This window comes from Mycobacterium montefiorense, assembly GCF_025823255.1.
Lineage (GTDB): Bacteria > Actinomycetota > Actinomycetes > Mycobacteriales > Mycobacteriaceae > Mycobacterium > Mycobacterium montefiorense.
This window is the reverse complement of sequence record NZ_JACKVL010000006.1, coordinates 322730-346252: the sequence shown is the minus strand read 5'-3', so window position 1 is coordinate 346252 and position 23523 is coordinate 322730. Positions and strand designations below refer to the sequence as shown.

At 63.4% G+C, this 23523-nt stretch carries 20 protein-coding genes; 13 read left to right on the top strand and 7 right to left on the bottom strand.

The features are described from left to right. The 6 genes from H7K34_RS03430 to H7K34_RS03405 all read left to right on the top strand — a co-directional run. Window positions 1–1245 (top strand): PPE family protein (locus H7K34_RS03430; RefSeq protein WP_264059928.1); only part of this gene is annotated, 1245 nt, incomplete at its 5' end. Window positions 1246–1426: 181 nt separating this feature from the next. Further along, on the top strand, window positions 1427–1597 hold the full coding sequence (locus H7K34_RS03425; protein ID WP_264059922.1) for a hypothetical protein: 171 nt from the start codon (window positions 1427–1429) through the stop codon (window positions 1595–1597). An 82-nt stretch (window positions 1598–1679) separates the two neighbouring features. Then, window positions 1680–2108, top strand: coding sequence for a cellulose-binding domain-containing protein (locus tag H7K34_RS03420; protein ID WP_264059920.1), 429 nt, complete (start codon window positions 1680–1682; stop codon window positions 2106–2108). Between the two features lie 448 nt (window positions 2109–2556). Beyond that, window positions 2557–2838 (top strand): hypothetical protein, encoded by a 282-nt coding sequence (locus H7K34_RS03415; protein WP_276059249.1) that lies wholly within the window; start codon window positions 2557–2559, stop codon window positions 2836–2838. A gap of 151 nt (window positions 2839–2989) precedes the next feature. Beyond that, window positions 2990–5023: a serine/threonine-protein kinase gene (locus H7K34_RS03410; RefSeq protein ID WP_264059917.1), complete on the top strand. Its 2034-nt coding sequence runs from the start codon at window positions 2990–2992 to the stop codon at window positions 5021–5023. 164 nt (window positions 5024–5187) lie between these two features. Next, window positions 5188–5796: an LGFP repeat-containing protein gene (locus H7K34_RS03405; protein WP_264060514.1), complete on the top strand. Its 609-nt coding sequence runs from the start codon at window positions 5188–5190 to the stop codon at window positions 5794–5796. 162 nt (window positions 5797–5958) lie between these two features. On the opposite strand, the gene H7K34_RS03400 is transcribed toward H7K34_RS03405, so the two are convergent. From H7K34_RS03400 to H7K34_RS03385, 4 genes are all read right to left on the bottom strand, one after another. Next, entirely contained in the window at window positions 5959–9321 is a 3363-nt protein-coding gene (locus H7K34_RS03400; RefSeq protein WP_264059915.1) for an ATP-binding protein, read from the bottom strand. Further along, on the bottom strand, window positions 9314–10024 hold the full coding sequence (locus tag H7K34_RS03395; protein ID WP_264059913.1) for a DUF4194 domain-containing protein: 711 nt from the start codon (window positions 10022–10024) through the stop codon (window positions 9314–9316). Before H7K34_RS03395 ends, H7K34_RS03400 begins: the two co-directional genes overlap by 8 nt. Continuing rightward, complete coding sequence (locus tag H7K34_RS03390; RefSeq protein ID WP_264059911.1) at window positions 10021–11520, bottom strand: DUF3375 domain-containing protein; 1500 nt, start codon at window positions 11518–11520, stop codon at window positions 10021–10023. Before H7K34_RS03390 ends, H7K34_RS03395 begins: the two co-directional genes overlap by 4 nt. A gap of 88 nt (window positions 11521–11608) precedes the next feature. Further along, on the bottom strand, window positions 11609–12247 hold the full coding sequence (locus tag H7K34_RS03385) for a TetR/AcrR family transcriptional regulator (RefSeq protein WP_264059910.1): 639 nt from the start codon (window positions 12245–12247) through the stop codon (window positions 11609–11611). A 95-nt stretch (window positions 12248–12342) separates the two neighbouring features. Here H7K34_RS03385 and H7K34_RS03380 point away from each other — a divergent pair, with 95 nt between their 5' ends. The 4 genes from H7K34_RS03380 (at window position 12343) to H7K34_RS03365 (ending at window position 16712) form a co-directional block, all read left to right on the top strand. Then, window positions 12343–13188, top strand: coding sequence for an SDR family oxidoreductase (locus H7K34_RS03380; RefSeq protein WP_264059909.1), 846 nt, complete (start codon window positions 12343–12345; stop codon window positions 13186–13188). Continuing rightward, window positions 13185–14114: a patatin-like phospholipase family protein gene (locus H7K34_RS03375; RefSeq protein ID WP_264059906.1), complete on the top strand. Its 930-nt coding sequence runs from the start codon at window positions 13185–13187 to the stop codon at window positions 14112–14114. The genes H7K34_RS03380 and H7K34_RS03375 overlap by 4 nt, the downstream gene beginning before the upstream one ends. Next, window positions 14111–15559 (top strand): flavin-containing monooxygenase, encoded by a 1449-nt coding sequence (locus tag H7K34_RS03370; RefSeq protein WP_264059900.1) that lies wholly within the window; start codon window positions 14111–14113, stop codon window positions 15557–15559. The genes H7K34_RS03375 and H7K34_RS03370 overlap by 4 nt, the downstream gene beginning before the upstream one ends. Before the next feature lie 211 nt (window positions 15560–15770). Next, the gene (locus H7K34_RS03365; protein ID WP_264059898.1) at window positions 15771–16712 is read left to right on the top strand and encodes a LysR family transcriptional regulator; all 942 of its coding nucleotides are present in this window, start codon (window positions 15771–15773) and stop codon (window positions 16710–16712) included. A 29-nt stretch (window positions 16713–16741) separates the two neighbouring features. Here the strand turns inward: H7K34_RS03365 and H7K34_RS03360 are convergent, their stop codons facing one another. Beyond that, window positions 16742–17779 (bottom strand): FAD/NAD(P)-binding protein, encoded by a 1038-nt coding sequence (locus H7K34_RS03360; RefSeq protein ID WP_264059893.1) that lies wholly within the window; start codon window positions 17777–17779, stop codon window positions 16742–16744. Window positions 17780–18253: 474 nt separating this feature from the next. On the opposite strand from H7K34_RS03360, the gene H7K34_RS03355 reads away from it, so the two are divergent. Next, the gene (locus H7K34_RS03355; RefSeq protein WP_264059891.1) at window positions 18254–18535 is read left to right on the top strand and encodes a hypothetical protein; all 282 of its coding nucleotides are present in this window, start codon (window positions 18254–18256) and stop codon (window positions 18533–18535) included. Between the two features lie 147 nt (window positions 18536–18682). Here the strand turns inward: H7K34_RS03355 and H7K34_RS03350 are convergent, their stop codons facing one another. Then, window positions 18683–19336 carry an iron reductase gene (locus H7K34_RS03350; RefSeq protein ID WP_308205431.1) on the bottom strand — a complete coding sequence of 218 codons (654 nt, stop codon included), beginning with the start codon at window positions 19334–19336 and terminating at the stop codon, window positions 18683–18685. Between the two features lie 654 nt (window positions 19337–19990). Then, entirely contained in the window at window positions 19991–20704 is a 714-nt protein-coding gene (locus H7K34_RS03345; RefSeq protein ID WP_264059889.1) for a TetR/AcrR family transcriptional regulator, read from the bottom strand. A gap of 151 nt (window positions 20705–20855) precedes the next feature. Between H7K34_RS03345 and H7K34_RS03340 the strand changes: the two genes are divergently transcribed. Next, the gene (locus H7K34_RS03340) at window positions 20856–22238 is read left to right on the top strand and encodes a flavin-containing monooxygenase (protein ID WP_264059888.1); all 1383 of its coding nucleotides are present in this window, start codon (window positions 20856–20858) and stop codon (window positions 22236–22238) included. 36 nt (window positions 22239–22274) lie between these two features. Beyond that, the gene (locus tag H7K34_RS03335; RefSeq protein ID WP_264059887.1) at window positions 22275–23507 is read left to right on the top strand and encodes an NADH:flavin oxidoreductase/NADH oxidase family protein; all 1233 of its coding nucleotides are present in this window, start codon (window positions 22275–22277) and stop codon (window positions 23505–23507) included. Window positions 23508–23523 lie beyond the last annotated feature (16 nt).

Sequence of the window (23523 nt, the reverse complement as noted above, 5' to 3'; positions counted from 1 at the left end):
GAGCTGGCCGCCAACCACGCCGTACACGGCGTGCTGTTGGCGACGAATTTCTTTGGCGTCAATACGATTCCGATTGCGGTCAACGAGGCCGACTATGCGCGGATGTGGGTCCAGGCCGCCGGCACCATGACGACTTACCAAGCCGTTTCCACCGCGGCCCTGGCGGCCAACCCACAAACCGACCCGGCGCCGCAGATCCTGCTACATGACCACTCGCATGACCACGACCACGACCACGACCACGACCACAATCACGGGTTCGACAGCCCGCTCAATCGGTTCGTCGCCCAGATCCTGCGGCTGTTTGGAATTGACTGGGATCCAGCCAAGGCGACACTCAACGGGCTGCCAATTGAGTCCTATACCAATCCCGGAAACTTGCTTTGGTGGGTGGCTCGAGCCCTCGAACTCTTTTCCGACTTCCAACGGTTGGGGTCGTTAATGCTGGAAAACCCGGCGGCGGCTCTCGAGCTCATCTCCCACCTCGTGCTGCTCGACTGGCCGACCCACCTGGCCCAGCTCTTTAGTTGGCTCCCGATGCAGCCGCAGTTATTTTTGGTGCCCGTGCTCATCTCCGCGGCCCCCTTCGCGGCGCTCGGCGGTTTCGCGGGGCTGGCCGGGCTGGCCCACGCCCCGGAGGGCGCCGCGGTACCCCCGCCCGCTGCGCCGTCGCCCAGCCTGCCGGCGGCCCTCGGGACCGCGCCCATCGCTGCGCCGGCTCCGGCCCCCGCGACAGCCCCCGCATCAGCGCCGGCCCCTGGCACAGGAACGGTCGTCAGTTCAGCGCCGCCCGCACCACCGGCTGCGGCCGGGCCTGGTTTCACGCCGCCGTACGTCGTTGCGCCGCCCGGGATCGGGTTTGGCTCCGCAATGAGCGCCAGCGCGGCGACGGGTGCGAAAAAGAAGGCCCCGGAGCCGGATTCGGCTGCCGCGCCGGCAGCGGCCGGCGCTAGAGAAGAGGCTCGGGCTCGGCGCTGGCAACGCGCTCGGCAGCGCGGCCCTGGCGACAAATACATGGACATGAACGTCGACGTCGACCCGCACTGGGATGAGCCGGCGACGATGGCCTCAGATCGGGGTGCCGGGAATCTGGGATTCACCGGCACCGCACGCAAGCAAACCGCTGGCGCCGCGGGCCTGACCACACTGGCCGGCGATGAGTTCGGTAGCGGACCCAGCATGCCGATGATTCCGGGCACCTGGGACCCCGAGAACAGCGAAGGCGCGCCCCGCAGCGACGGCTGACGCCGGTAGGTAGGTCGGTCGGTCGAGGTCCCGATGCGCCGCGCCCGAATAGTTCCCCGTAAGTCATCCGACCCCACGCTGTGTCGGTTGATCAGCGGTTCCCGGCGATCTGAGTTCGTCTGGCAGTATCTGGCAGCGCGCCGAGTGGTGTTGACGCGCATCGAAGGCCATCGTTGATGGTGTGATCGCGTCGTCGGATCCTGAAGGTTTCGTCACCAAGTTCGCCAAGTTCTGGGACGACCCTGCACCCCAAGGGTTGGCCGAACTCCTGCATCCAGACGTGGTTCTGGTGCAGCCACTGGTTGCAGGCATTGCTCGTCAGTTTGGAGTCATCGAGGCAAAAATTTCGTGACGGTTTCAGTTGGGCAAAGGTACTGCAGCATACCGGCGACGCGAGGGCCGACATCACCGGTTCGGCTTTAGTGTTGGTTGCTATGGCCGCACTGAGCAATTACCTGAGGCGCTGGCGCACAGCGCTTCAGGTAACCGTGTCGGCATTGATGGTTGCGATCCTCGGACTCGCCGCCACCTCGGTAGCTCATGCGGCTGCGGTCACGGCGACGTTGTCGGTGGAACATACCTGGCAGACCGGTTTCATCGCCCAGTTCGCCATTACCAACTCGAGCATGGCGCAGATGAACGATTGGCGGCTCGAATTCGACCTGCCGGTGGGAGAATCTGTCTCGCACACGTGGAATAGCAGCTTTACCCAAACGGGCACACACGTTGTTCTCACCCCCGCGAATTGGAATCGCAGCATCGCACCCGGTGGTTCAGCCACCGGAGGTATCAGGGGCGTGCTGAGCGGTACCTACTCGCCACCGTCGAATTGTGTTCTCAACGGGCAATATTACTGCTCCTAGTGTCGCTAGCTCATGGACGCGCTGCCCCCAGCGCATTCGGCGTCCGTAAACCCCGAGATCGACGCTAGCGTGCAGCTCACGCGCGTTTCTTCGCGCCAGCGTCGATCTCGCGAAAGAGTCGCTGCGGCGCACAAGGTGCTCAGCGGCGCTTGTCCGGTACTGAGCAGGTTCGACGGCATCGAAACCCGTTGATGTGGACTGTATTACACGCTGCACTCTGCACTAAGGAATAGCCGGAGTCTCGGAAGCTGCTATTGCACAGTCAGTTAGGGGACAGGCGAGGTGTACCACACGCCGCGACATGCACGCCCGACGTGGCGAGGCCAACCCCGCGCTCGATCGAGCAGGGGCCTTGACCTCTGTGTCCGAGCCCGGTTCGATAATGCATACGCGCGAAAGGAGGCCTGCAGTGAGGACATCCTTTCGTCATCTTATTGCCGTCGTCATGATGGCGTTGGCGTCGATGGCAGCCGTGACTATCGCGACACCGGCCGTGAGTTCGGCCGCCTGCGCGGACGGCGAGTGGTGGGACCCAACGGGCAAGGTCTGCCGACCACTCGGCGTCGGGCCACAACCGCTGGCATGTGAGCCGGGCCAGTGGTGGGATCCGACGGCGAATGTATGCCGGCCACTCGGCGTCGGGCCACAACCGCTGGCATGTGAGCCGGGCCAGTGGTGGGATCCGGCCGCCAACGTATGTCGTCCGCCAGCGGTGCCACCGGCCGGCTGATTTCGGCCTGGCCGCGGTCGATATGTGCTCCGCGCGATCAATTCGAGACGTATCGCTCTAACGTCGCTAGCGACGCAGTATCAGTTGCTAAGTCTGCCGCACCCTGCGGTGGACTATGGTGTTGCTGAATTGCAGCCGTCGGGAGGTTTCCATGGAAGGGACCCCATTCGGCCGGTATCGACTAATCAATTTGCTCGGCCGAGGCGGCATGGGCGAGGTCTGGCGCGCCTATGACACCGTCACCGATCGCATAGTCGCGCTGAAAGTACTCCCAGCGCATTTTGCTGCGGACACGACGTTTCAACAGCGATTCCGTCGCGAGGCCCACTCGGCAGCACGGTTAAACGACCCTCACGTCGTGCCAATTCACACTTACGGCGAGATCGACGGGCGGCTATTCGTCGACATGCGGCTGATCGAGGGCCGCGATCTGGCAACCGTGCTGACCTCGGGCCCGATGCCTCCCTCACGTGCGGTGCACATCGTCGAGCAGGTGGCTCACGCCGTGTATGCGGCGCACAAGATTGGATTGGTGCATCGGGATATCAAGCCCTCCAACATCTTGCTCGATGAAAACGACTTCGCGTATCTGATCGATTTCGGGATCGCCCGCGTTCTGGGCGAGACCGGCCTGACGGGGACGGACGCGGTGGTCGGCACGCTGCGTTACATGGCCCCGGAGCGCTTCAGAGTCGGTCAGGCCGATGCACGCTCGGACATCTATGCGCTGGCCTGCGTGCTCTATGAGTGCTTGACGGGAGGCGCCCCGTTTCCGGGTGACAGCATCGAACAACAAGTGGCAGGGCATCTGTCGGCGCCGCCGCCGCGACCATCTGACTCCGGCGCGCCGCCGGCATTCGATGCGGTCATCGCCACTGGCATGGCCAAGGATCCTGAGCAGCGCTACGCCACCCCTGTGGAGATGGCACGGGCCGCGCGCGACGCGATCACGGTGCCGCTGCGCCGACCAGATCCAAATGCGCAGTCACACAACGCCGGTGCAAGTGCCCGCACACAAGCGGACTCATTTCCAAGTGAGCCGACGCAGCGGGCGCAGAAACCACTGCACGGTGACCCATCGCAGCACGTGGTGCAAAACCCCAAGCGCGCCAAGCGGTCTTGGGTGGTCGCCGCCGCAGTGATTGGCGTGGTCGTGGTGTTGGGGGGCGCCAGCGTATACCTGCTGCGCGCACACACATCCACGACTGCAGCTACGCGGCCGACAGCGCCCACCCCGCCGCCACCGGTGCCTAGTAGCGGGGGAGTCACGCCCAGTGCGGGAGTGACGGCGGTGCCCAGTGGTCCACCCACGATCGCCGCCTCAATTCGGGTGGGCAATGGCGCCTTCGGCGTCGCGGTCGACTCCGCGGGACACAGCGTCTATGTCGCGAATACCGGTTCCAACTCCGTCTCGGTGGTCGATACCACCAGCCGCACGGTCACCGCCACGATTGCTGTGGGACGCCACCCCGTCGGTGTTGCCGTGGATCCGTCGACCCGAACCGTCTACGTCACCAACTTCGACGACGCCTCGGTGTCGGTCATCGACATCACCAGCAGCAAGGTCATCGCCAGAGTGGAGGTCGGTACCCATCCGGGCGGAGTAGCGGTCGACCCGGATGCCCGCATCGCCTATGTCACTAGCGGTGATAACGCATCGGTGTCGGTCATCGACACGACGACGCATGCCGTGACGGCGACGGTGCCCACCGGAAAAGGCCCAAGCCGGGTGGCCATCGATCGGACCGCCCACCGCTTGTTTGTCACCACCGCCGATCCAACGGTGACCGTTATCGATACCGCGAACCGAACCGTCGTCGGTTCCGTCGCGCTTCGCGTCCACCCAGCCGGTATCGCCGTCGACTCCGCATCGCACACCGCCTATATCGCCAGCGGCGATGATGCATCGGTGTCCTTGGTCGACACCATCAGCCTGGACGTCACCGCTAGTGTGCCCGTCGGGCAACGCCCCGCGGGGGTGGCAGTGGACCCGCCGACGAACACCGCATACGTGGCCAACTACAGCGGTGCGTCCGTGTCGGTAATCGATACCGCTAGGCGCATCGTCACCGGAATCCTTGCCGTCGGCAACAATCCGCTCGCCATCGCCATCGACCCAACCACACATTTCGCATACGTCACCAGCGACCTCAACCACGGCTCGTTGACCGTGATCCAACGCTGACGTTGGGGGGCGCGCTCGCGTCAATGACCGCGTTGTAAGTTCGGTCGGGGGCTACGAAGACCGCCGATCGCCTATGCAATCACATGGCTCGGTTATGGTCCGGGCGGGGCGAGGCGGTCAACCGCAACTTGATCCACACCACAGGACAACGCGAGAGGAAGCTCATGAGAACGATCGCAAACCGTCACGCGGCATTCGTCAGCCTGGCCGCCGTCGCGCTGATCACGGTGGGCTGCAGCAATGGCAAAAGCGTCGACGCGTCGGCGCCGCCTAAAGTCGGGGCGAGCGCCACCTCCACATCGAAAACCCCAGCGCAGCCCACCGAGGTGAAGCTCATCGGGGAGAGCAACGTCGAGGTGACCCTGACCGGCCCGATCGCTGCTAAATACTCGTCGACAAACCAGAGTCAGAGGGAGGCTCTCGGCAAGCCGCTGACAGGTGACCGCAATGCGGGAAAACGGGACAGCGGCGTGGTGTTCCAGCAGTTTCAGGGCGGCGTGATCACCGCCAAGAATGACGAGGCCGGCACGCGTGCATATGTCACCCTGGGCAAAATCCGGGAGGCCTGGAATATCCCACGCGACCCGGACGGCGCGCCTGCGGTCACCGGCAACAACGGTTCGGCAGGTCCGCTGGGCTTACCCACCAACGACGCGAACACCGTCGGCGATCTACTCCGGGAGACGTTCGAGCATGGCAGGATCGAGTACAACACGAAGACCGGCCAGGTCGAGGTGACGGTCAACGGCAAGGTCGTACCATCCGGGCTGTAGTGATCGTCTAGCTGTTGCGAATTCTGACTCGTTCGCCATTCGACGCATGGTCGCCAATAGCACGCAACGCACTTGAGTACACGGCTAGTTATTCGGAAACCCTTGCCCCGCAATTGATCTAGGCGTCCAACCGAATCGCTCCGACGCTCACGCCCGATGGCGTCACACCCCGGCAGGCATTAGTGTCGCCGACGTCCGCATCTCGTGGCGCAGCGCGGAGAAATCCGCGATCGTCTTTGTGGTCACGGTCGCGACGGGGCGAGCGTTGCGGCCGGTGGCTTCACGCTTGGACACCATCACCACGCTGTCGATGTAAGGCTGGATGGTCGTGGCGTTCTGCACGGTGGCCACGATGACGAGCTGGAAGCCGAACTTACGGAATGCCTGCAAAGCCTGCTGAGCGAATTGCGGGTCAGACTTTGAGAACGCCTCATCGAGCATCAACTGGGCGAAAATCGGTTTGTTGTCTGCACTTTCGGGGTTGGCGAGGTTGAAGCTCAAAGCTCCGGCCAGACAGAAAGCCATTAGCTTTTCCTGCTCGCCGCCGGAGTTGTCGCCAGCGTTGCTGTGCGTGCGGATCAGCTCATCGCTGCTGACATCCCATTCGGCACAATCGAAGGCGAACCGGTTGCGGACATCCAGAGCGTCGCGGGTCCAGGCCTTGTCTTCCGGTGCCGTCGAGGCCAATCGGTTCCGCAGCCGCAAGATATCGGCGTACTGGTCCAGGATGGCCTGCTTGTCGCCAAGACCGACTTCAGCGATACGCCGCGAGATAGCCCGAACGATCTCGGTGAATTCGGCCGCGCCGGCCAAGCTGCGCGAGATCGCGCGCAGAGTGAGCCGGGTGCCGCGGTTGAACTCCACCGCGCCCAGGCCGGTGTTGACCCGTTCGATCTGCTCGCTGATGCGCCGCGCTTCCTGCTCGGCGACTCGATGCAGGGTGAGGATCGCATCAGGCGCCTGTTCGGTGACGAGTCGCAGCATCCGCTCGTAGGCCTCGGGGAGTTCCCGCTCGTCGATATGGCGACACAACGCGACGTAATCGTGAACACGTTCGTCGAACACATCGCTGTCGTTGGGGATCGCGTCGGGAAACGCGGTGTCGAACGTGTTGAGAATGCGCGCAAGCTCATCGTATGAGCGCCTACGGCTTTCGCGCAGTTGCTCGCGTTCGCGCCGGATCGCAGTGAACACCGCATCGCGGTGCGGTTCGGGGTCGAGCATGTCCAGTGAAACCGGCACATCGGCGGCATACCGGTTCAGCAGGTCGATCAGCGGCTCGGACACAAACGCCGGAGCGAGCCGTTCCTGTAGCTCAAGCAGCCGGGTGCGGCGACCGTCGAGGTCGTCACGGCGAGTCTGGATGGCTCCGCGACGGGTCATCAGGGCCTGGATCTGTTCCCAGCACTCCTCGGCCCGCGCGGTAAGTGCCTCGATATCGGGATTGTCGGCCAGCAGCAGCTCGAACTGCTCGCGTAACCGGTCGGCATGCCTGTCAGCGGTCTCAGTGTCGACGTGGGTCCATTGTTCGAACTGATCGCAGATCGCCTTGAACGCTGCAGCCTGGTTGCGCCACTGCTGACGCTCGGCGGCGATATCGTCAGCAACGCCGCGAGCTCGGCGGAACGCCTCTTCGGCGTTGGCCAAATCCACGGTCAGCGCGTCGATCTTGGCGGCGACATCACCCTGGTAGATGTAGTCGGCCTGCTTGAGCGGCCGGCGGTCATCCTTGATGGCCAAGCGCTCGGAGTCCTTGTACAGGCCGGTGTCGGTGACGGCGCGCCGGAACCGGGGAAACAGGTCGGGTGTATCGACGCAGACGTGATCACCGGCGGCGGCGACGACGTCGGCGGCCTCGGCGGCACAGTCATGGGTTGGATCGACCACACACAACTTGCCGGCCAACGTGTTCGGATCGGCCTCGGTGACCTCGGCGCCGACGAACCTGGCGCGGACGTGATGCAGCTGTAATCGCCCGCCCATGTTGGTCTCGTTGACCAACCGCAGCACTGCCGCGTAGTGGCTGTCAGGTACCAGCAGCCGTAGACCCACGCCGCGCAGCACCTTCTCGACGGCGATGCGCCAGCGACTCTGCTCCGGCCGCAGATCCATCAGCTCGGCGATATAGGGCAACTCGTCCGGGTTGATACCCATTACGGCACAGATATGTTCGCGCATGGCGAGGGCGAACTCCGGCAGTGCCGAGCCGACGTGCTCGACACGTTTGAGTTCCTTGGCGGCGTCGTCGCGCGCGATGCGGGCGACCTTCTGCGAGTACTCGGCATCGGTCGAGACTTCGCGGCCGCGGTCCAGTTTGGCCAACAACTCGGTGGCGCGGGTGCTGAGTTCCTCGCGTAGGTTCCAGAATTCGTCGGCGGTGTCCGGGATGTCGAGATCGTGTGTACTGAGCATGGATTCATAGGCGGTGGCCCGACGTGACACCTGCTCGGCATGCGCCTCGGCACCGGCCACCTGCGACTGCAGCGGGCCCAGGCTGGTGCTGGATCCGCTGATCTGCGCGTTCAGCGAATCACCTTCGGCCTTAGCAAGATTGAGCTGGCGGGTCACGTCCTCGTATTCGTTGCCGAGCTGATCGATGGTGGCGTCGAGCGATTCGATCTGCGCCGGACACTGCGCAAGCCGGACGTGATCTGTGTAAGCCCGCACCATCGGCTGGTCGACCAGGTCGATGATGCCCAGGTCGGAAGACTCTGAGGCGTAGCGTTGCTGCAGCTTCTCGATGTCGCCGAGGATCTTGCGTTTGCGTTGCGCGACGGCCAGCAGTTCACGGGCATCGACGAGCGGGTCGATCTGCTTGAGCGCATCGGGCAGCCGGGTCAGGCTATCGGGCTCATCGAGCATGAACTCCCGGACAAATTGTTCAAGTCCACCAACACTTTTCAGTGATTTGGCTTTACCAAGCAGCTGCTGCGCAGCGTCGGACGCACGGATTCCGATGGTGGCGTATAGCTGGGCGAGGTACTGCGATTCCACCTTGGTGGAGAAACGCCAGTCGTCTTTGAACACGGCGGCGTCGAAGCGGCCTGCGGCCCAACGGTTGCAGACGTTTTCGATGTCACGATCGCCGTCGGCCAGCACGAATCGGCTCGAGGAGTCGGATCGGGATTCGCCGGTTAGCCATTTGAGTACCAGGCCGGTGACGGTGCGGCCGGTATTGCTGGTGTAGGTGACCGCGATCGCCGACCAAGTGGTGCCGTCACCGCGCAGGTACATGACCTTGCTAGTGCCGGCGTCGCTGCGCTGACCCCAAGCACCGCGGACGTATTTGTCGACGGTCCGCCGACCTGCGTTGGACCCCGCGGCGGTGCTGTCCCCAGAAGCGTTGAAGTTGCGTCGATTGAATGGTAAGAAGCCAAGCGAAATAGCGTCCAGCAGTGAGGATTTACCGCTGCCGGATGCGCCGGCGATCAATGCGCCACCGTCACTGAACGGGATCGAGTGGTATCCGTCGAAGACACCCCAGTTGATGACCTGCAAGCGCGACAGGTGGAACTGTTCAGTCATCCTCGCGTTCGCCCTCCTCGTCACGGTCCTGCGACTGGCTGATGCCGCCGTTGAGGAGAACCTCGAACTGCTGCTGTAGCTCGGTAATGACCGAGGCCGTCATGACGGCGTTGATAACCGGACTGACGGTGTAGCTGTCCTCGTCGTCGCGGGTTTTGCGCAGGATCTCCAGCGAAGCAAGCCGAGTGATTGCGCCGTCGATGCGTGCAGTGAACGTGACAGCGTCGCGATCGACATCGTTGAGGACGCCGGAAAACAGCCCGTGCATTTCCTCGCGGCTGATGACCACGGCCTGGTCACCCGAGGCGCGCATCATCTGTGCCAGGTGCAGCGCCAGGATCGAGTCGTAGGTCCCGAGCGGTTCCCGGCGCAAAAGCTTTGCACCCCGCGCTGATTCGTAGCGAGCCTGTTCGACGAACGCAACGTCGGCGCCCTCGACGACACGTAACAGCAGATCCAGTTCCGACAGCCTGGTCGATAGCTGGGCGCGATACTCCAGCACCCAGGTGTAGACATCGCGGTCGGCTTCGGCACTGATGTAGCGACGCGTCAGCAGCTGCTGTAGCGCCCAGCAGGCTCGGTCAGGTAACTCGGACACATCGCCGTCGAACCGAGGTCGGCGCTGGTGCGGGGTGCGCACGGTCTGATCAACCTGGGGGAGTGCGGAGAACCCGCTGTAGTCGACGGTTTCTTCGACGGTCATGCGGTCGCTGTCAACAGGGTGGAAACCGGTTCGGTGAACATCAAGTGCGGCACCTCCATTTCGCGGTCACGCCCGTCCAAGGACCGAAAGCGGACCGTAACCGACTCAGAACCCCGGGTGGATTCCGGTTGCTTGAGCGCCCAGGACCACAGCACGATGACATGGCCGAGATAAGCCGAGTCGAGCATGGCGACCGTATCCGCGAGTGACAGTTTCGTCGCGGAGCTGATCGCCGTGTTGATCATCTCGGACATCGCAGGTGCGTCGACCTGGGTGGTAAGCGCGGCGAAGCTGGCCAGATCGACGTCGCCCTCGGCGATTTCAGCAGGCTTGGGACTGGATAAGTCGCCGATCCGAAAGCTCAGCGCGCCAACAGAACTGAATGCGTGCCGGGCCAGGGGGAGTTCGATGTCCAACCGAGAATCGGTCAGCGACGCTTTGAGCAGGCTGCGCGCCGCGCCGATGGCTTCGTTGAGCTGACGAGCAACCCCGCGGCTCTGTTCAAGGGTGCCGAACGCGGTGAATCGCTTCACGCGCTGCGCACAGCGTTGTTGGATGCGTTCCACTTCGTCGATCTGGTGGCCGACCAGTTCGAAGAAGCCGGCCATCACTTTGCGCAGTGCCGGGTCGAGGGCTGGGAGCGCTCCAGCGACCGCAGCGACGTCGGCTTCGAACGCGGCGCGTTGGTCGGGGTCGTTGATCATCCGCAGGAAGGCGCGATGCGAGTCGCGGCCCTGGGAGTCCCAGGCAACCTCATAGTCGGTGTACATGCGACGCTGCCGGTCGCGATATTCGGCGTTGCTGTCAATCGGCTCGTCGAGGGCTAGTGTTGCCCGTTCGATCATGGTCCCGTACTGGCCGATGTCGGTGATCAGGCGTTCCATCTGCAGGGCGATGGCGTGGGCTTCATCGTAGGCGTCAGTCAGATCGATGTCTTCTTGATGGTCACCTGAGATGACGTCCTCGTCCAACCCGTCGAGCTCAGCTTGAAGTGCGGCAATCTCGGCTTCGATGCTGGCGCGGATGCGATCGGGGTCATTGCCGATCCGCAACGCGACCTGCTTGAGCCGGGACGCGATGCCGTTGATCGAGCCCCCGGTGGCGATGGTGTCCTGCCGGCGCATGCCCCGCAGAAAGTCAAGCGCGCGGCACGCCTCCTGGGTGAGATAGCACAGGTTGCGTTCGACGCCAGATCTCTGATCGGCGACCCGGTGCAGCCAGCCCTGACTGGCCCAGGATTTGATTAGGGCCAGGCCGGACTGCTCGCCCGCCTGATCGAGCTCAGCGAGATCGCGCTCGAGGCGAACAACGAGGTCGGTCTCGGGGACCACGCCTCCGCTGAGCTGGCGCTCCATCAGGGTCGCGTACAGGTTGAGGTTCAACGTGGCCAGCAGGCGGATCGTCGGCGAGCCCTGCAGGCCGCGATTGAGCTCGAGCAGGCTGGCGGGCGACAGCGTTGCGTCGTCGTCCAGCACGTGCCCTCCGTGTCGATTCATCAAGTCTCGGACGGTCCAAGATATGCCACAGACGGGATAACCGGCGTCCAGTGGGCGGGGTGTCGCGGGCCGGAATCCTTATCGCGATTCAGCTGGCGCCGCTACCCACGGCGACAAGCAAATTGATGATCCTGGTAATGGTGCCGGTGACCGGTCTGGCCGGCAGCGACGGGTCGATTGCCCGCTGAATGCCCAGCCCGATGCCAGCGCTGAGAAATAGATTGCCGAGATCGTCGAGGCTGTCGGCAGCGCCGGTTCCCATCAACTGCTGCTCGGTCAGCCCTTGGTCGGCGAGCATGGACCGCAATGCGCCGACGACCATCTGAGCGGCTTCGTTGCGTAGTGCGCTGATCATTTGGGTGAGTTCCGAATTGTGGCGGGAGAGTACGGCGAACTCCAGTTCCAGCATGGTCCATCCCACGTCGCCGGCGGTGCGTTCCAGCCATGCGTTGACCGCGTCAACCCGTTCGGATAGGTCTGTGTCCGACTTCGCGAGATCGGACATTTCGGTGAACTTTGCTTGGTGGATCGACTCGAGCACTTCCCGGCATAGGTTGGGCTTGCCCCCGAAGTTGGAGTACACCGCTCCCTTGGAGTAGCCGGCGTCATCGGCGATGTCCTCGAGGCTGGTGGCCGCGTAACCATGGGCCAGAAATCGCTGCCTGGCAGCCTCGAGCAACTCGGCGCGGGTCTGTTCCTGGCGCTTCGCCCTGGTCAGCCGTGGCATGCGCCGATGATAGTTCGTGGGCGTACCCGAAGTATTGATTCAACTCATGGTATTCAAATACCGTAGGTATTTCAATTTGAACGCGAGGAGGCGGCATGGATAGATCACGACCATCAGGCTCGGTCGACGGGGCGGTCGTCATCGTTACCGGCGGGGCACGCGGTATCGGCGCCGTGACGGCCGAACTCTTCGCCGCACGCGGCGCAACGGTGTGGATCGGTGATATCGACACCCCCGATTCCCACCTCGACGTCACTGATCGGTCGTCGTGGAAGCGTCTGGTCGCGCGGGTACTGGATGCCTCAGGGCGAATCGACATTCTGGTCAACAATGCCGGGGTGATGCCGTTGGGTGCCTTCGAGGCCGAACCAGAAGCCACTACCGATCTCGTGCTCGACGTCAACGTGCGAGGCATCCTCAACGGCATGCAAGCAGCGATCCCCGCGATGATTGATCAGGGCGCCGGACACGTGGTCAATGTTGCCTCGATGGCGGGAATGATTCCGATTCCTGGAATGGTGACCTACAACGCCAGCAAATTCGCCGCATTGGGCGCGTCGTTGGCCGCGCGGCGGGAGTACGCCGGGACCGGCGTGACCGTGTCTGCGGTACTGCCGTCGGCGGTGCGCACTGAACTGACTTCGGGCGTCCGCCTTGGAAGAGGAATGCCGACAGTCGATCCCGATGACGTCGCGCGCGCAATCCTGCGCACGGTACGAACCCGCGCCGCCCGCACCTCGGTACCGGGCTGGGTGGCTCCGATGTGGTCGGTTGTCGACGCATTTGTGCCCGAGTTTGTCGAGCAGGCGGTCCGATCCCGCATCTCCGACCGTCGCGCCCTATCCGAGCTCGACGCCGGTGGGCGCTCGGCGTATTTGCAACGCCTGGACCGCCAGACCAAAGACCATGCGGAACAATCGCATTCGGGGTCTCAGTCGTGAGAACAGCTGTGGTGATCGGTTGCGGTGGGACGATCGGCGGCGCGTGGGCCATCGCCGCGCTGCATGCGCTGGCCGAGCAGACCGGAATCGATCCGCGCGACGCCGACCTTATGCAGGGCACTTCAGCAGGTGCCGAGATCATCACCATGCTCGGCGGGGGTGCCTCGATCAGCGACTTGGTCGAGATGCAGCGCGGCGTCAGCGGCGACGAGCGTCTCCAGCGTCATATCGCGGGGACGCCCGCGAGCCTGCCGCCGATTCCAATCCCTAGACCGCTCAATTGGCGTCTACTGCGCACGCAGCACGGGCTGGCAGCGGCGACCGGTGTCGCCCCGACGGGCCGTGGGGATGCCAGCTGGCTGCAACGGCTCGCCGATGGCTTCGCCGGGCCGTCGGGCTGGCTACCGCATCCCGACAGTCGGATGGTGGCATTCGATTACCAACGCGGCGAACGGGTTTCGTTCGGAACTTCGAGCTCGCCGCAAGCCACTGCCGGCCAGGCGCTACGCGCGTCGTGGGCTGTCCCGGGCTGGATGCCGCCGGTGACGATCGACGGGCGGCACTTCGTGGACGGCGGGGCGGCGTCGACCGCGTCCGTCGATCTAATCGAGTCCGATGCTGTCGACGTAATTTATGTGATTGCGCCGATGGCGTCCGAGAATGGTTGCCGGGCTTCCGGTATCGGTGGATTTCTCGAACACCATCTGCTCCGTCGCGCCATGTCGGCCGGGCTGCAACGCGAGGTTGACACGGTACGGGGCCGCGGCACCCAGGTCGTGGTCGTCAGTCCCGACCACACCGACCTCGCGGGTCTGGGCGCGCACTTCATGCGACGTAGCCGGCGTCGCGCAGCGTTCGAATCCGCCATGCGCACCGCACCGCGTGCTATACGACGCGCGCTGGCCAAGAGCGAGGACATGTCATGACCAGAGACCCCAGGATCGTCATCATCGGTGCCGGGATGGCCGGTATCGCCGTCGCGTACACCTTCAAAGAAGCCGGGTTCGCCAACTTCACCATCCTGGAGAAGGGTTCCGATGTGGGCGGGGTCTGGCATTGGAACCGTTACCCCGGACTCACCTGCGATGTGCCGTCCCAGATCTACCAGTACGGTTTCGCTCCCAAACCGGACTGGAGTCACCTGTGGGCCGAAGGCGCGGACATCCAGCGATATCACAGTGACGTCGTCGACCGATTCGGGCTGCACGCGCATCTGCGACTGAACACCGAAGTCGTCACCGCTCGCTACGACGGTGGCACGTGGACGGTAGCCACGGCTGGCGGGGACGACCTGGAGGCAGACTTCGTCGTGTGCGCGACTGGTGTCCTGCACCATCCGAACGTTCCCGACATCCCGGGTCTCGACTCCTTCACCGGACCGGTGGTTCACACCGCACGATGGGATCCCGACTTGCCGACCGCTGGCCGGCGGATCGCGGTCATTGGAACCGGATCGACTGGTGTACAAGTAGTTTCGGCCTTACAGCCCGCAGCTGAATCGCTCACCCACTTTGCTCGCTCCGCTCAGTGGATCTTGTGGGCGCCGATGGGGCTGCGGCAACCTCGGTCGCTGGCCAGGGCGTTGCGCCGCTGGCCGCGGTTGCTGGACCTCACGTTTGCCCGGTTGCAATGGGCGTCGGGAATCCTCGCCGACATCGTGACCAAGCCGTCGTGGCGGCGCAGCCTGGCGCAAGCCTATGCACGCGCGAGTCTTCGTATCCAGATTCGCGATCCCCAGCTACGAGCACAGCTCACCCCCGATTACGAACCGTTGTGCAAGCGGCAAGTCGTATCGGGCACCTACTACCGCGCCATCGTGGCGCGCAATGCACGCTTGGTCACCGAACCGATCACCGAGATCACACCTACCGGTGTCCGCACCTGCGACGGCGAGCACCACGACGTCGATATGATCGTGCTGGCCACCGGCTTTCACCCACACAACTACATGCGGCCGATGTCGATCGTCGGCCGTGACGGGATCACCCTCGACGACGCTTGGCTGAAGGGTCCTCGCGCCTACCGGATGACCGCGATTCCTGGATTCCCGAATCTGTTCACCGTGCTGGGGCCGAACTCGCCGACCGGGTCCATTCCGCTGCAGTACACCGCGGAATTGACTGCTCGCTATATCGTCAAGTGGCTCAACAAGTTCCGCGACGGCGACGTCAGCGAGATCGAAGTCACCCCGGATGCCACCGACGATTTCAACGCCGCGGTTGCGGACGCCATGGGTCCGACGGTATGGAACACCGGCTGCAATTCCTGGTATTTCAGCGATGACGGGGCCATTGATCTGTGGCCATTCAATCGCACCACTCTCACCGAGATGCTGACCGAACCCGAGCCGTCGCACTACTGGATCACCTGACACCAGCAACAGCGGCAGATCGCAAAGCCATGGAGTTATCTTCGATTCCGCCGTGTTTCTCTGCTCATGCGGTCGCCGCGGAACTATGAACGACACTGACGGGGGAGTGCGCTGCCCGAATCGGCCTCCTGACTTGTACTGTGGCCCAAGTCAATCACAGGTAGCAGGCTTTCTGGTGGAGCCACAAAGCTGCTTTGTGGTTGGATGAGCAATGACATTGAGCTCGCGCATGCCCGAACTGTCCGCCCTCGAAGTCTTCTTGATGGTGGCTAACACTGGCAGCCTGGGTGCCGCGGGACGAGAACTCGGGCTGACCCAGCAAGCAGTGTCAGCCCGCCTTACCTCGATGGAGGCGCAAACCGGTGTGCGGCTGACGATCCGCACTGTGCGGGGGACGCGGCTGACCCCAGCGGGTGTCGTGGTAGCGCAGTGGGCAGACCGATTACTCGAGGTCGCCGGGCAGATCGATGCCGGGCTGGCTTCGCTGCGCAGCGAGAGCCGGAGCAAGTTGAAAGTGGCCGCGAGCCTGACGATCGCCGAACAATTGATGCCGCGCTGGCTGGTGTCGATGCAAGCAGCTGCCAACCGACGTGGCCGCACTGCACCGGACATCATCCTTAATGCCACCAACAGCGAGCAAGTGATAGCGACGGTGCGCGACGGTACTGCGGATCTCGGATTCATCGAACGCCCCGGGGCGTTGTCGGGGTTGCGTAGTCGGATCGTTGCGCACGACGAGCTCGTGGTGGTTGTGGCTGCCGATCATAAATGGGCCCGTCGGTCTAAAGGTGTGAGCGCATCCGAGCTTGGCCGGACAGCACTGGTTGCTCGCGAGCCGGGATCAGGAACACGTGATTCGCTGACTGTTGCGCTGCGCAGTGCGCTGGGAACCGATTTCATGCAAGCCTCTCCGACACTGGAACTGTCTTCAGCAGCGGCGGTACGCGCGGCGGTGCTCGCTGGTGCAGGTCCCGCGGTGACCAGCAGGCTGGCGGTGGCCGACGATCTGGCCGGGGGACGTCTGCGTGCGGTGCATGTGCCGGAATTGAATCTTCGCCGTGCATTGCGCGCCATCTGGATAGGCGGACAAACACCGCCAGCCGGCGCAGTCCGAGACCTGCTAAGTCATATCGGTAGCAGCGGCTCGGCGTAATTCGTCCGATCATCGCGCTTTGGGCGTTGCTATGTGCCATAGCGAAGCCACAGCGGCAATCCCGTGTCGAGTCGCTGCATGAACTTATGCAGCCCCACCCGGTGTTGGTGACCGCCCAACGGATCAATCAAATACTCAGGGAACGCGATACCGATCCCAAAAAGCCCGGGCGCCAGTATCCCATTGGTTGGGTCGTATTGCAGTGGTCCCCACTGGGGCGTCAGCGGGAGATGTCTGCGTTCAAACCCGACGGTGTAGACGACGTGGTCGCACGTCTGAAGGATCTCGTCGAATTCCGGATGATTGACCGAACATATCTCGAGCCGTTGCGGGCAGGTTCCGTCGATATTCTCCCGCGCCCATTGCGCGGCTTGGCCCTTCAGCCCAGTGTCGTCATACATGGTCCACTCATCGAGGCACACCGCATATTTCAGCGGGTTGAGGTAGAAGTTGATGACTTTTTTCGCTGGGGTGTTGAGCAGATTCGGCAGGGCAGTCATCGCCGAGTGTGAGGAGCCGAATACCGCGACCGTGGCACCCTCTAGCGGCAGCTGCGCGAGCTTCGCCGGGTCGAGTGCTGTCTCGAACGAAATCTCGTTGATTCCATCGTAAGGGAGCCTTTTGGGGACCGAGCCGACCGCAAGAACGACATTTTTCGACATAACCACCTCGCGTTGCGTGGTTACGGTCCACTGCCTTTCGGCTAGTGCCAACTCGGTCGCGATCGTGCGGAATGTGTGTACTCGTTGACCTAGGTGCCGCGTGATCCACCGCAGGGGTTCGGCGACAACCCCGAGCGGGCACCTCTGCTGCGGGTCGAATCTGTTCAGTTCGAAAGACGCTGATTTCGTGAAGCGAAACGACTCTGAGGCCGTGAGGAATTCGTGGAATAGCCCGACGCGGGTGTTACTCGGGACAGCACCCCACTTGGCGCCGAAGTCTCCCACCGCGAATTCGGGGTCAATCCATGCGATTTCCTCACCGGCGATGCCGTGATCAAGTAGCCGGCCTACCGTCGCGATACCGGCCGGCCCTGCTCCGATCACCGTCCAGCTGTACTGAGTCATTTTCTGCCTTCCAGGTATGGGTCTCTCGGCGAGCTAACGCCTGTGCGGACGACGCAGTAGTGATTGCCAGCCGTTGGATTCGATACTTCACCAAGCCGGGCGGTCCGCTGTAGAGCCGCTGTCCTTGTCAACTCACAAACACATCTTGTGACCCAGATGGGGTAGTCCGCACAGATCGAAGACTGCTCCCATGCGGGCCAGTCACTCAGTGAGATCGCGAAACGCCTTGGGGCAGTTGAGGTGAACATGGCGAAGCTAACTGGTAACCCGCCATATTCGACCTCCCCGTATTCATCCCGATACGACTTGTCACATCGGGCGGCATGCGACAGGGGAGCGGTGCTGATTGCCTGCGTGGCCATGGCAGGTCGGCTGGGAGTCCTAGCCGCGCTCCGCGGTGTGATTCGTTTGCTGTCGCGTGAGTTCGCGATTTTCGTCTAGGAAAGCACCGTCGACTCGTGTCATCCTTCAGAAGTGAAGCAGACGTTCTATGTGTTTTTGTGGCCGCACCCTGGGATGGAGCAGGCGTTAATCGCCTACGAAGATGCGGTCCTCACACTGGTTAATGAGCATGACGGGAAGATCGTGCACCGAGCCCGGACCGACGGCGCCGAGGGCAGGCCGCTGGAGATCCAGCTGTTCGAGTGGGCGTCCCAAGAGGCGATGGACGGTTACATGTCCGATCCGCGCCGCACCGCGCTGACCGCTGACCGCGAGCAAGGCGATCGCGCGGACCGAAATCGTGCCGGTGCGTAGCTTACGGAAACTCTAAGACGTTCCTGGGGGTGGCGCCTGTCCGCTCGTAGGCAGACCAAAATGAGAGGCAGGCGCATGGGGCTGAACACCAGTCGGGGTCTGTCCGGTCCCAAAATAGTTGGCGGTGCAAACTTGGAAACCGCCGGTTCAACTGAGACGTGTTACCCATGAACAGTCGCAATCAAGTTGGCACCCAAACCCCGCCATTGCGTCGAGGATGGCTTGACTTCGTCGCCAGCTTATGAACTGGGCGCCTTCTGCGGTGTACGGCAGCTGGGAGGCGGCTGCTACGACAGCTGACCCGACGATCTGCCACATCGCGGCAACGGAGACGGCGGCTGCGCTGACTGTGTAAAGCCAGGTGAATAGTGGCGTCAACGTCCGGTGGCAGCGGTGGGCTACCCAGGTAGTCAGCGCCGACTCACTTGGCAGCACTACCAATGTGTCGCCGTTCAGACGTTCAACGACGTGGCTGCGCTTGCCCTGCTCGGGGACGCAGGGATCATCGGGGAGCACGCGCAGTGTCGGATCCACCACGGCTACCCAGTCGATGTCGTTATCGGCGTCGAAGTGCACCCACAGATTCTCCAGGCCCGCGTCCCAAGCCCTACCTTCAACAAGCACCAGCGGAAGCATCCGACCAAGTATCTCGTGGGCCAGGCGCGCAGCCACCATCCGTCCCGCCGTGCGTCGATCGACGGCTGCGGCCGCATCCTCGAACATGAGCCGCAGGCGATCGACGGTTAGGACGGAGTCCATCGGAAACCATCGCCGCTTGTTGACGTCGCCGAGGACTGCCACACCGTAGGTCCGCGGGCACTGCGGTTGCCACTCACGCAGCCGTTGACACGATTCGTGGAGCGTAAGCTCCCGGCGAATAGTCATTTTCGCGATGAGCGGTTCTTCAGCCGGTAGCGCCATCAAGGCCTCCTAAGTTAGGATAGCCTAACATAACTTACGGCTGCGAACCATCGCTTGATAATCGAAGGCGTACTTAAGTTGACATAATGTCGCTTATCGGTACAGGCCAATGCGAAACCAAGCGACGAGTTTGGGTGCAAGGATTCGCACCTCTTGAGCGGTGACGACGTTTGGCGCAGCTGACAGGCGCGCCCCCACCTGCTATGGGGGCATCGGCCGACAGGGCATGGCCCAGACGAGGGATGCTTGATGCCGTGGTTTGCTCAGGCCCGCCTGTCGAGTCCGAGACGGCCAATACCCCGCCCATCTCCCGGACGGCCCCCGGAAACGTCACAGTGACGAATCGCTATGTTCCGCTGGGGTCATTGACCATTCGCCATGCGACATCCAGTTCAACGCTTTCGCTGCCGCTCGACTTCTGAACGACTGGTACTGACGACACGCTCCAAATTTATGGATGGCCACACGCGCAGGTTCACCCCGATCCGACCGTGCAGCACTATTTAACTAGCTTCGAGACGCGGCCCGCGCTGTTCAAGGTGGGGTCCGCAGATCTCGCTGCCGACCGCCACTAAACGCACCGCGGAGATCCGGGCACTTGAATGAGTCTTGCTCGACAATGTCTGACCTGCACGCCGATCCCGGCGGGTGGGCGTGATCTGGCCCGCGGAGCGCGGGCATGGCCCGAAACGTGGCATCGGCGAACTTCGCGATGCGAGCGGGTGGGTAATTGGCTGGATCGTCGAGTACGAGACGCCCAGCGTCCCACGTCAGCGCGAAGAGGGTCCGGGCCGTCATCTCAATATCAACTGATTCGAGCCGATCGTCGGGGACCGCGGATCGCACGAACGCTGCAAGCGCGGCGATGTAGGCGCGCCTGCCGGCCTCGACGCGGTGACGGAACGCTGGCGTACTGCTGTCCACGAGCATGAAGACGGCGCGCCAGCGTTCTGGAGTCGATTGCACGGCGTCGAGGAACTTTGTCAGACTGTCGACTACCGCCGCCGCGGTATCGTCTGACCCGATCCGCGGGAAGGCGTCGGTCATCTGCAGGAGGGCGCCGGCCTCCTCCCGGTCGAGCAGTGCGCGCAACAACTGCCCGGAATCCTCGAAGAGGCCATAGACGACTGGGCGGCTGACGCCCGCCTCACGCGCCACCGCGTCGATCGACACCTTGTGCACACCGTGTTCGACGATGATGCGCAGCCCTGCGTCGAGCAGTTGCTCACGCCGTTCGCCGGGTGCCATGCGCGGCGCATACGCGCGGTTTCGAGACGTTCTCACAAGATCGACGAACCTTTCGAGGCGAGGGGCCCTGCTTGACAACGGCCCACCTACCACAAATACTACAGTCACTGTAGCTACAGCGACTGTAGATTCAACCGGAAGGACCGCCGGCGTGGCGCAGCGTTACTGCATTATCGGAGCCGGATACACCGGCCTCGCGGTTGCGAAGGCCTACTCGGATCGGGGGTTGGCCTATGACCACATCGAGGCGACCGACGCCATCGGCGGTAACTGGTCCCACGGCGTGTATGACTCGACCTACCTAATCAGCTCGAAGGCGGTGACCGAGTACCCCGACTATCCCATGCCTGCCGATTACCCAGACTTCCCGAGTGCTGCTCAGATGCGCGACTACCTGCACTCGTTTGCGCACACGTTCGGGCTTGAGCGCAACATCGAATTCGAGACTCTGGTCAGAGACGTCACGCCGCTCGACGACAGCGGTCTCGCCGGCTGGCGCGTCGAGTTCGCCAATGGACAGGTCCGCGAGTACAACGGCGTCGTAGTGGCCAGCGGCCACTACTGGGACGTCAACGTGCCGACCTATCCGGGCGAATTCACCGGCAAGCAAATCCATTCCAAGAACTACAAGCGGCCGACCGATCTCGACGGATCGCGCGTGCTGGTGGTCGGTGCGGGCAACTCCGGATGCGATCTGGCAGTGGAGGCCGCGCTGACCTTCGGTAGGTCGGAGCTGTCACTGCGACCCAGCTACTGGTTCATACCGAAGTATGTGCTCGGAATACCGAGCAGCGCGTTCGACATCGGGTCGGTTCCGCTACCGAAGCTGTTGCAGGAGACGATGTTTCGTTCGATCGTGTTTCTTGGCATGGGTAGCTTCAGGCACTTCGGACTGCGTAAGCCCACGCACAAGATCTTCGACCAGGATTTGGTAGTAAACCAGCAATTGCCCTACTTCCTCAAGCACGGCCGTGTCACGATCCGCCCCGAAATCGACCGATTCGATAGGCGCACAGTACATTTCACAGACGGGACGCAGAGTGCGTACGACACCATCGTGTGGGCGACCGGATTCAAGACCAGCTTCCCGTTCCTGCGCGACGGACTGCTCGATTGGGAGAACGGACAGCCCAAGCTCGTCGCGCATACCTTCGCGCCCGGCATGGCCAATCTGCATTTCGCCGGCCTGGTCGCTCCGCGTTCGGGCGCTGGGATGCTGCTGATGAACAGTGCGCGTTTGCTCGCCGAGGTCGCGATGCTGCAACAGCGACTGCCAACACCGATCGGCGACCTGTACGCCATCGTGTCCAAGCCGTCTGCGCAGATCCTCGCCGGCGGCCCGGAACTGCGCTGGGAGGTGCTGCGTGGGCGGCTGTTGGTGCGCGCCATGACACGACTTGTCACCGTCGCAGGGATGCTGAGCGGTCCGGCCGGGACGATGGCCAGCGTGCCCGATCTCCCACTGCCGACGCAAGGCGGCGTTGCCCGAAGGTTGCTCCGTCCTTTACTGGCCGCCGGGCGCGCGAACGCCTGACATTTCCCCGACTCACCCACAACCAAGGAGTTACCGATGTCTTCCACTTCCACCGTGACTGCCGCGAGCCCGTTGACGCTGCCGTGCGGCGTCGTATTGCCGAACAGGATCGCAAAGGCAGCGATGAGCGAACAACTTGGGCAGATCGACGGCGCACCGAGCCAGACTCTGACCAAGCTCTACCACGCTTGGGGCCGCGGTGGCGCGGGCCTGCTCGTTACTGGCAACGTGATGATCGACCGCCGCGCCTACGTCGAGCCCCGCAACGTCACCCTCGAAGACGACCGGCACCTCGGCGCCGTCGGCAGCTGGGCCCGTGCCGGTGCCCACGCAGGTTCGGTGATGGTCATGCAGATCAATCACCCCGGGCGGGTGGCGGTCGGACCGCTGTACCGGCGACCCGTCGGGCCGTCCGCGTTGCGCCCGCAGGCGCTCGGATTCAACCTGCGTAAACCCCGGGCGCTGACCATCGATGACATCGCCGATTTGCGCCGAAGGTACACTCGCACTGCGGAACTCGCTGTGTCCGCGGGGTTCGCGGGCGTGCAGGTACATGCCGCACACGGCTATCTGCTGTCCCAATTCCTGTCACCGGTGGCCAACCGGCGCGACGACCGCTACGGCGGCAACGCCGAGAACCGGCGTCGCCTGCTGCTCGAGATCATCGCCGACGTCCGCACCGCGATCGGTCCGGCGGCCGTGCTGTCGGTTAAGTTGAATTCGGCCGACTTCCAGCAGGGTGGTCTCGAGGAAGCCGATTCCCTTGACATCGCGCTTGCCCTCGAGCGGGCCGACGTCGACCTGCTTGAAATCTCTGGCGGCAACTACGAGGCGCCCGCGATGACCGGCATCGCGGCGGACAACACCCGCCGTCGGGAAGCGTACTTCCTGCGCTACGCGGAAGCATTGCGCGCACAGAGCGCCCTACCGCTCATGCTGACCGGCGGCATCCGCACCCTCGACTTCATCAACGACGTACTCGCGGCCGGATCGGTGGACGTGATCGGGCTCGGCCGCCCCTTCGCCCTACAGCCCGACATCGCGGCCCGCCTGCGCGCCGGCGAACGGGAACCGGCCACGCTGCCCTGCGCACCGCAGCTCCCACTGCCCGGCCTCGACCCCGTCAACTCCTACCTGCAATTGGCCTGGCACGCCGCGAACTTCCGCGACATCGCAGGCGGCGCAACGCAACCGCGCGGACCTGGCGCAATTCGAACCTTGCTCGCCGCAGGCACGACAGTCACCGTCCGAGCCCTGACGCAGCCCTGACCCAAGCCGAACAAGG

Excerpts from the sequence above, each read along its gene's own strand:
- H7K34_RS03380 (WP_264059909.1), top strand. The coding sequence starts at position 12,343 with ATGGATAGATCACGACCATCAGGCTCGGTCGACGGGGCGGTCGTCATC.
- H7K34_RS03415 (WP_276059249.1), top strand. The coding sequence starts at position 2,557 with ATGGCGTTGGCGTCGATGGCAGCCGTGACTATCGCGACACCGGCCGTG.
- H7K34_RS03410 (WP_264059917.1), top strand. The coding sequence starts at position 2,990 with ATGGAAGGGACCCCATTCGGCCGGTATCGACTAATCAATTTGCTCGGC.
- H7K34_RS03365 (WP_264059898.1), top strand. The coding sequence starts at position 15,771 with ATGACATTGAGCTCGCGCATGCCCGAACTGTCCGCCCTCGAAGTCTTC.
- H7K34_RS03395 (WP_264059913.1), bottom strand. The coding sequence starts at position 10,024 with ATGACCGTCGAAGAAACCGTCGACTACAGCGGGTTCTCCGCACTCCCC.
- H7K34_RS03335 (WP_264059887.1), top strand. The coding sequence starts at position 22,275 with ATGTCTTCCACTTCCACCGTGACTGCCGCGAGCCCGTTGACGCTGCCG.
- H7K34_RS03400 (WP_264059915.1), bottom strand. The coding sequence starts at position 9,321 with ATGACTGAACAGTTCCACCTGTCGCGCTTGCAGGTCATCAACTGGGGT.
- H7K34_RS03345 (WP_264059889.1), bottom strand. The coding sequence starts at position 20,704 with ATGGCACCCGGCGAACGGCGTGAGCAACTGCTCGACGCAGGGCTGCGC.
- H7K34_RS03360 (WP_264059893.1), bottom strand. The coding sequence starts at position 17,779 with ATGACTCAGTACAGCTGGACGGTGATCGGAGCAGGGCCGGCCGGTATC.
- H7K34_RS03385 (WP_264059910.1), bottom strand. The coding sequence starts at position 12,247 with ATGCCACGGCTGACCAGGGCGAAGCGCCAGGAACAGACCCGCGCCGAG.
- H7K34_RS03420 (WP_264059920.1), top strand. The coding sequence starts at position 1,680 with ATGGCCGCACTGAGCAATTACCTGAGGCGCTGGCGCACAGCGCTTCAG.
- H7K34_RS03370 (WP_264059900.1), top strand. The coding sequence starts at position 14,111 with ATGACCAGAGACCCCAGGATCGTCATCATCGGTGCCGGGATGGCCGGT.
- H7K34_RS03390 (WP_264059911.1), bottom strand. The coding sequence starts at position 11,520 with ATGAATCGACACGGAGGGCACGTGCTGGACGACGACGCAACGCTGTCG.
- H7K34_RS03405 (WP_264060514.1), top strand. The coding sequence starts at position 5,188 with ATGAGAACGATCGCAAACCGTCACGCGGCATTCGTCAGCCTGGCCGCC.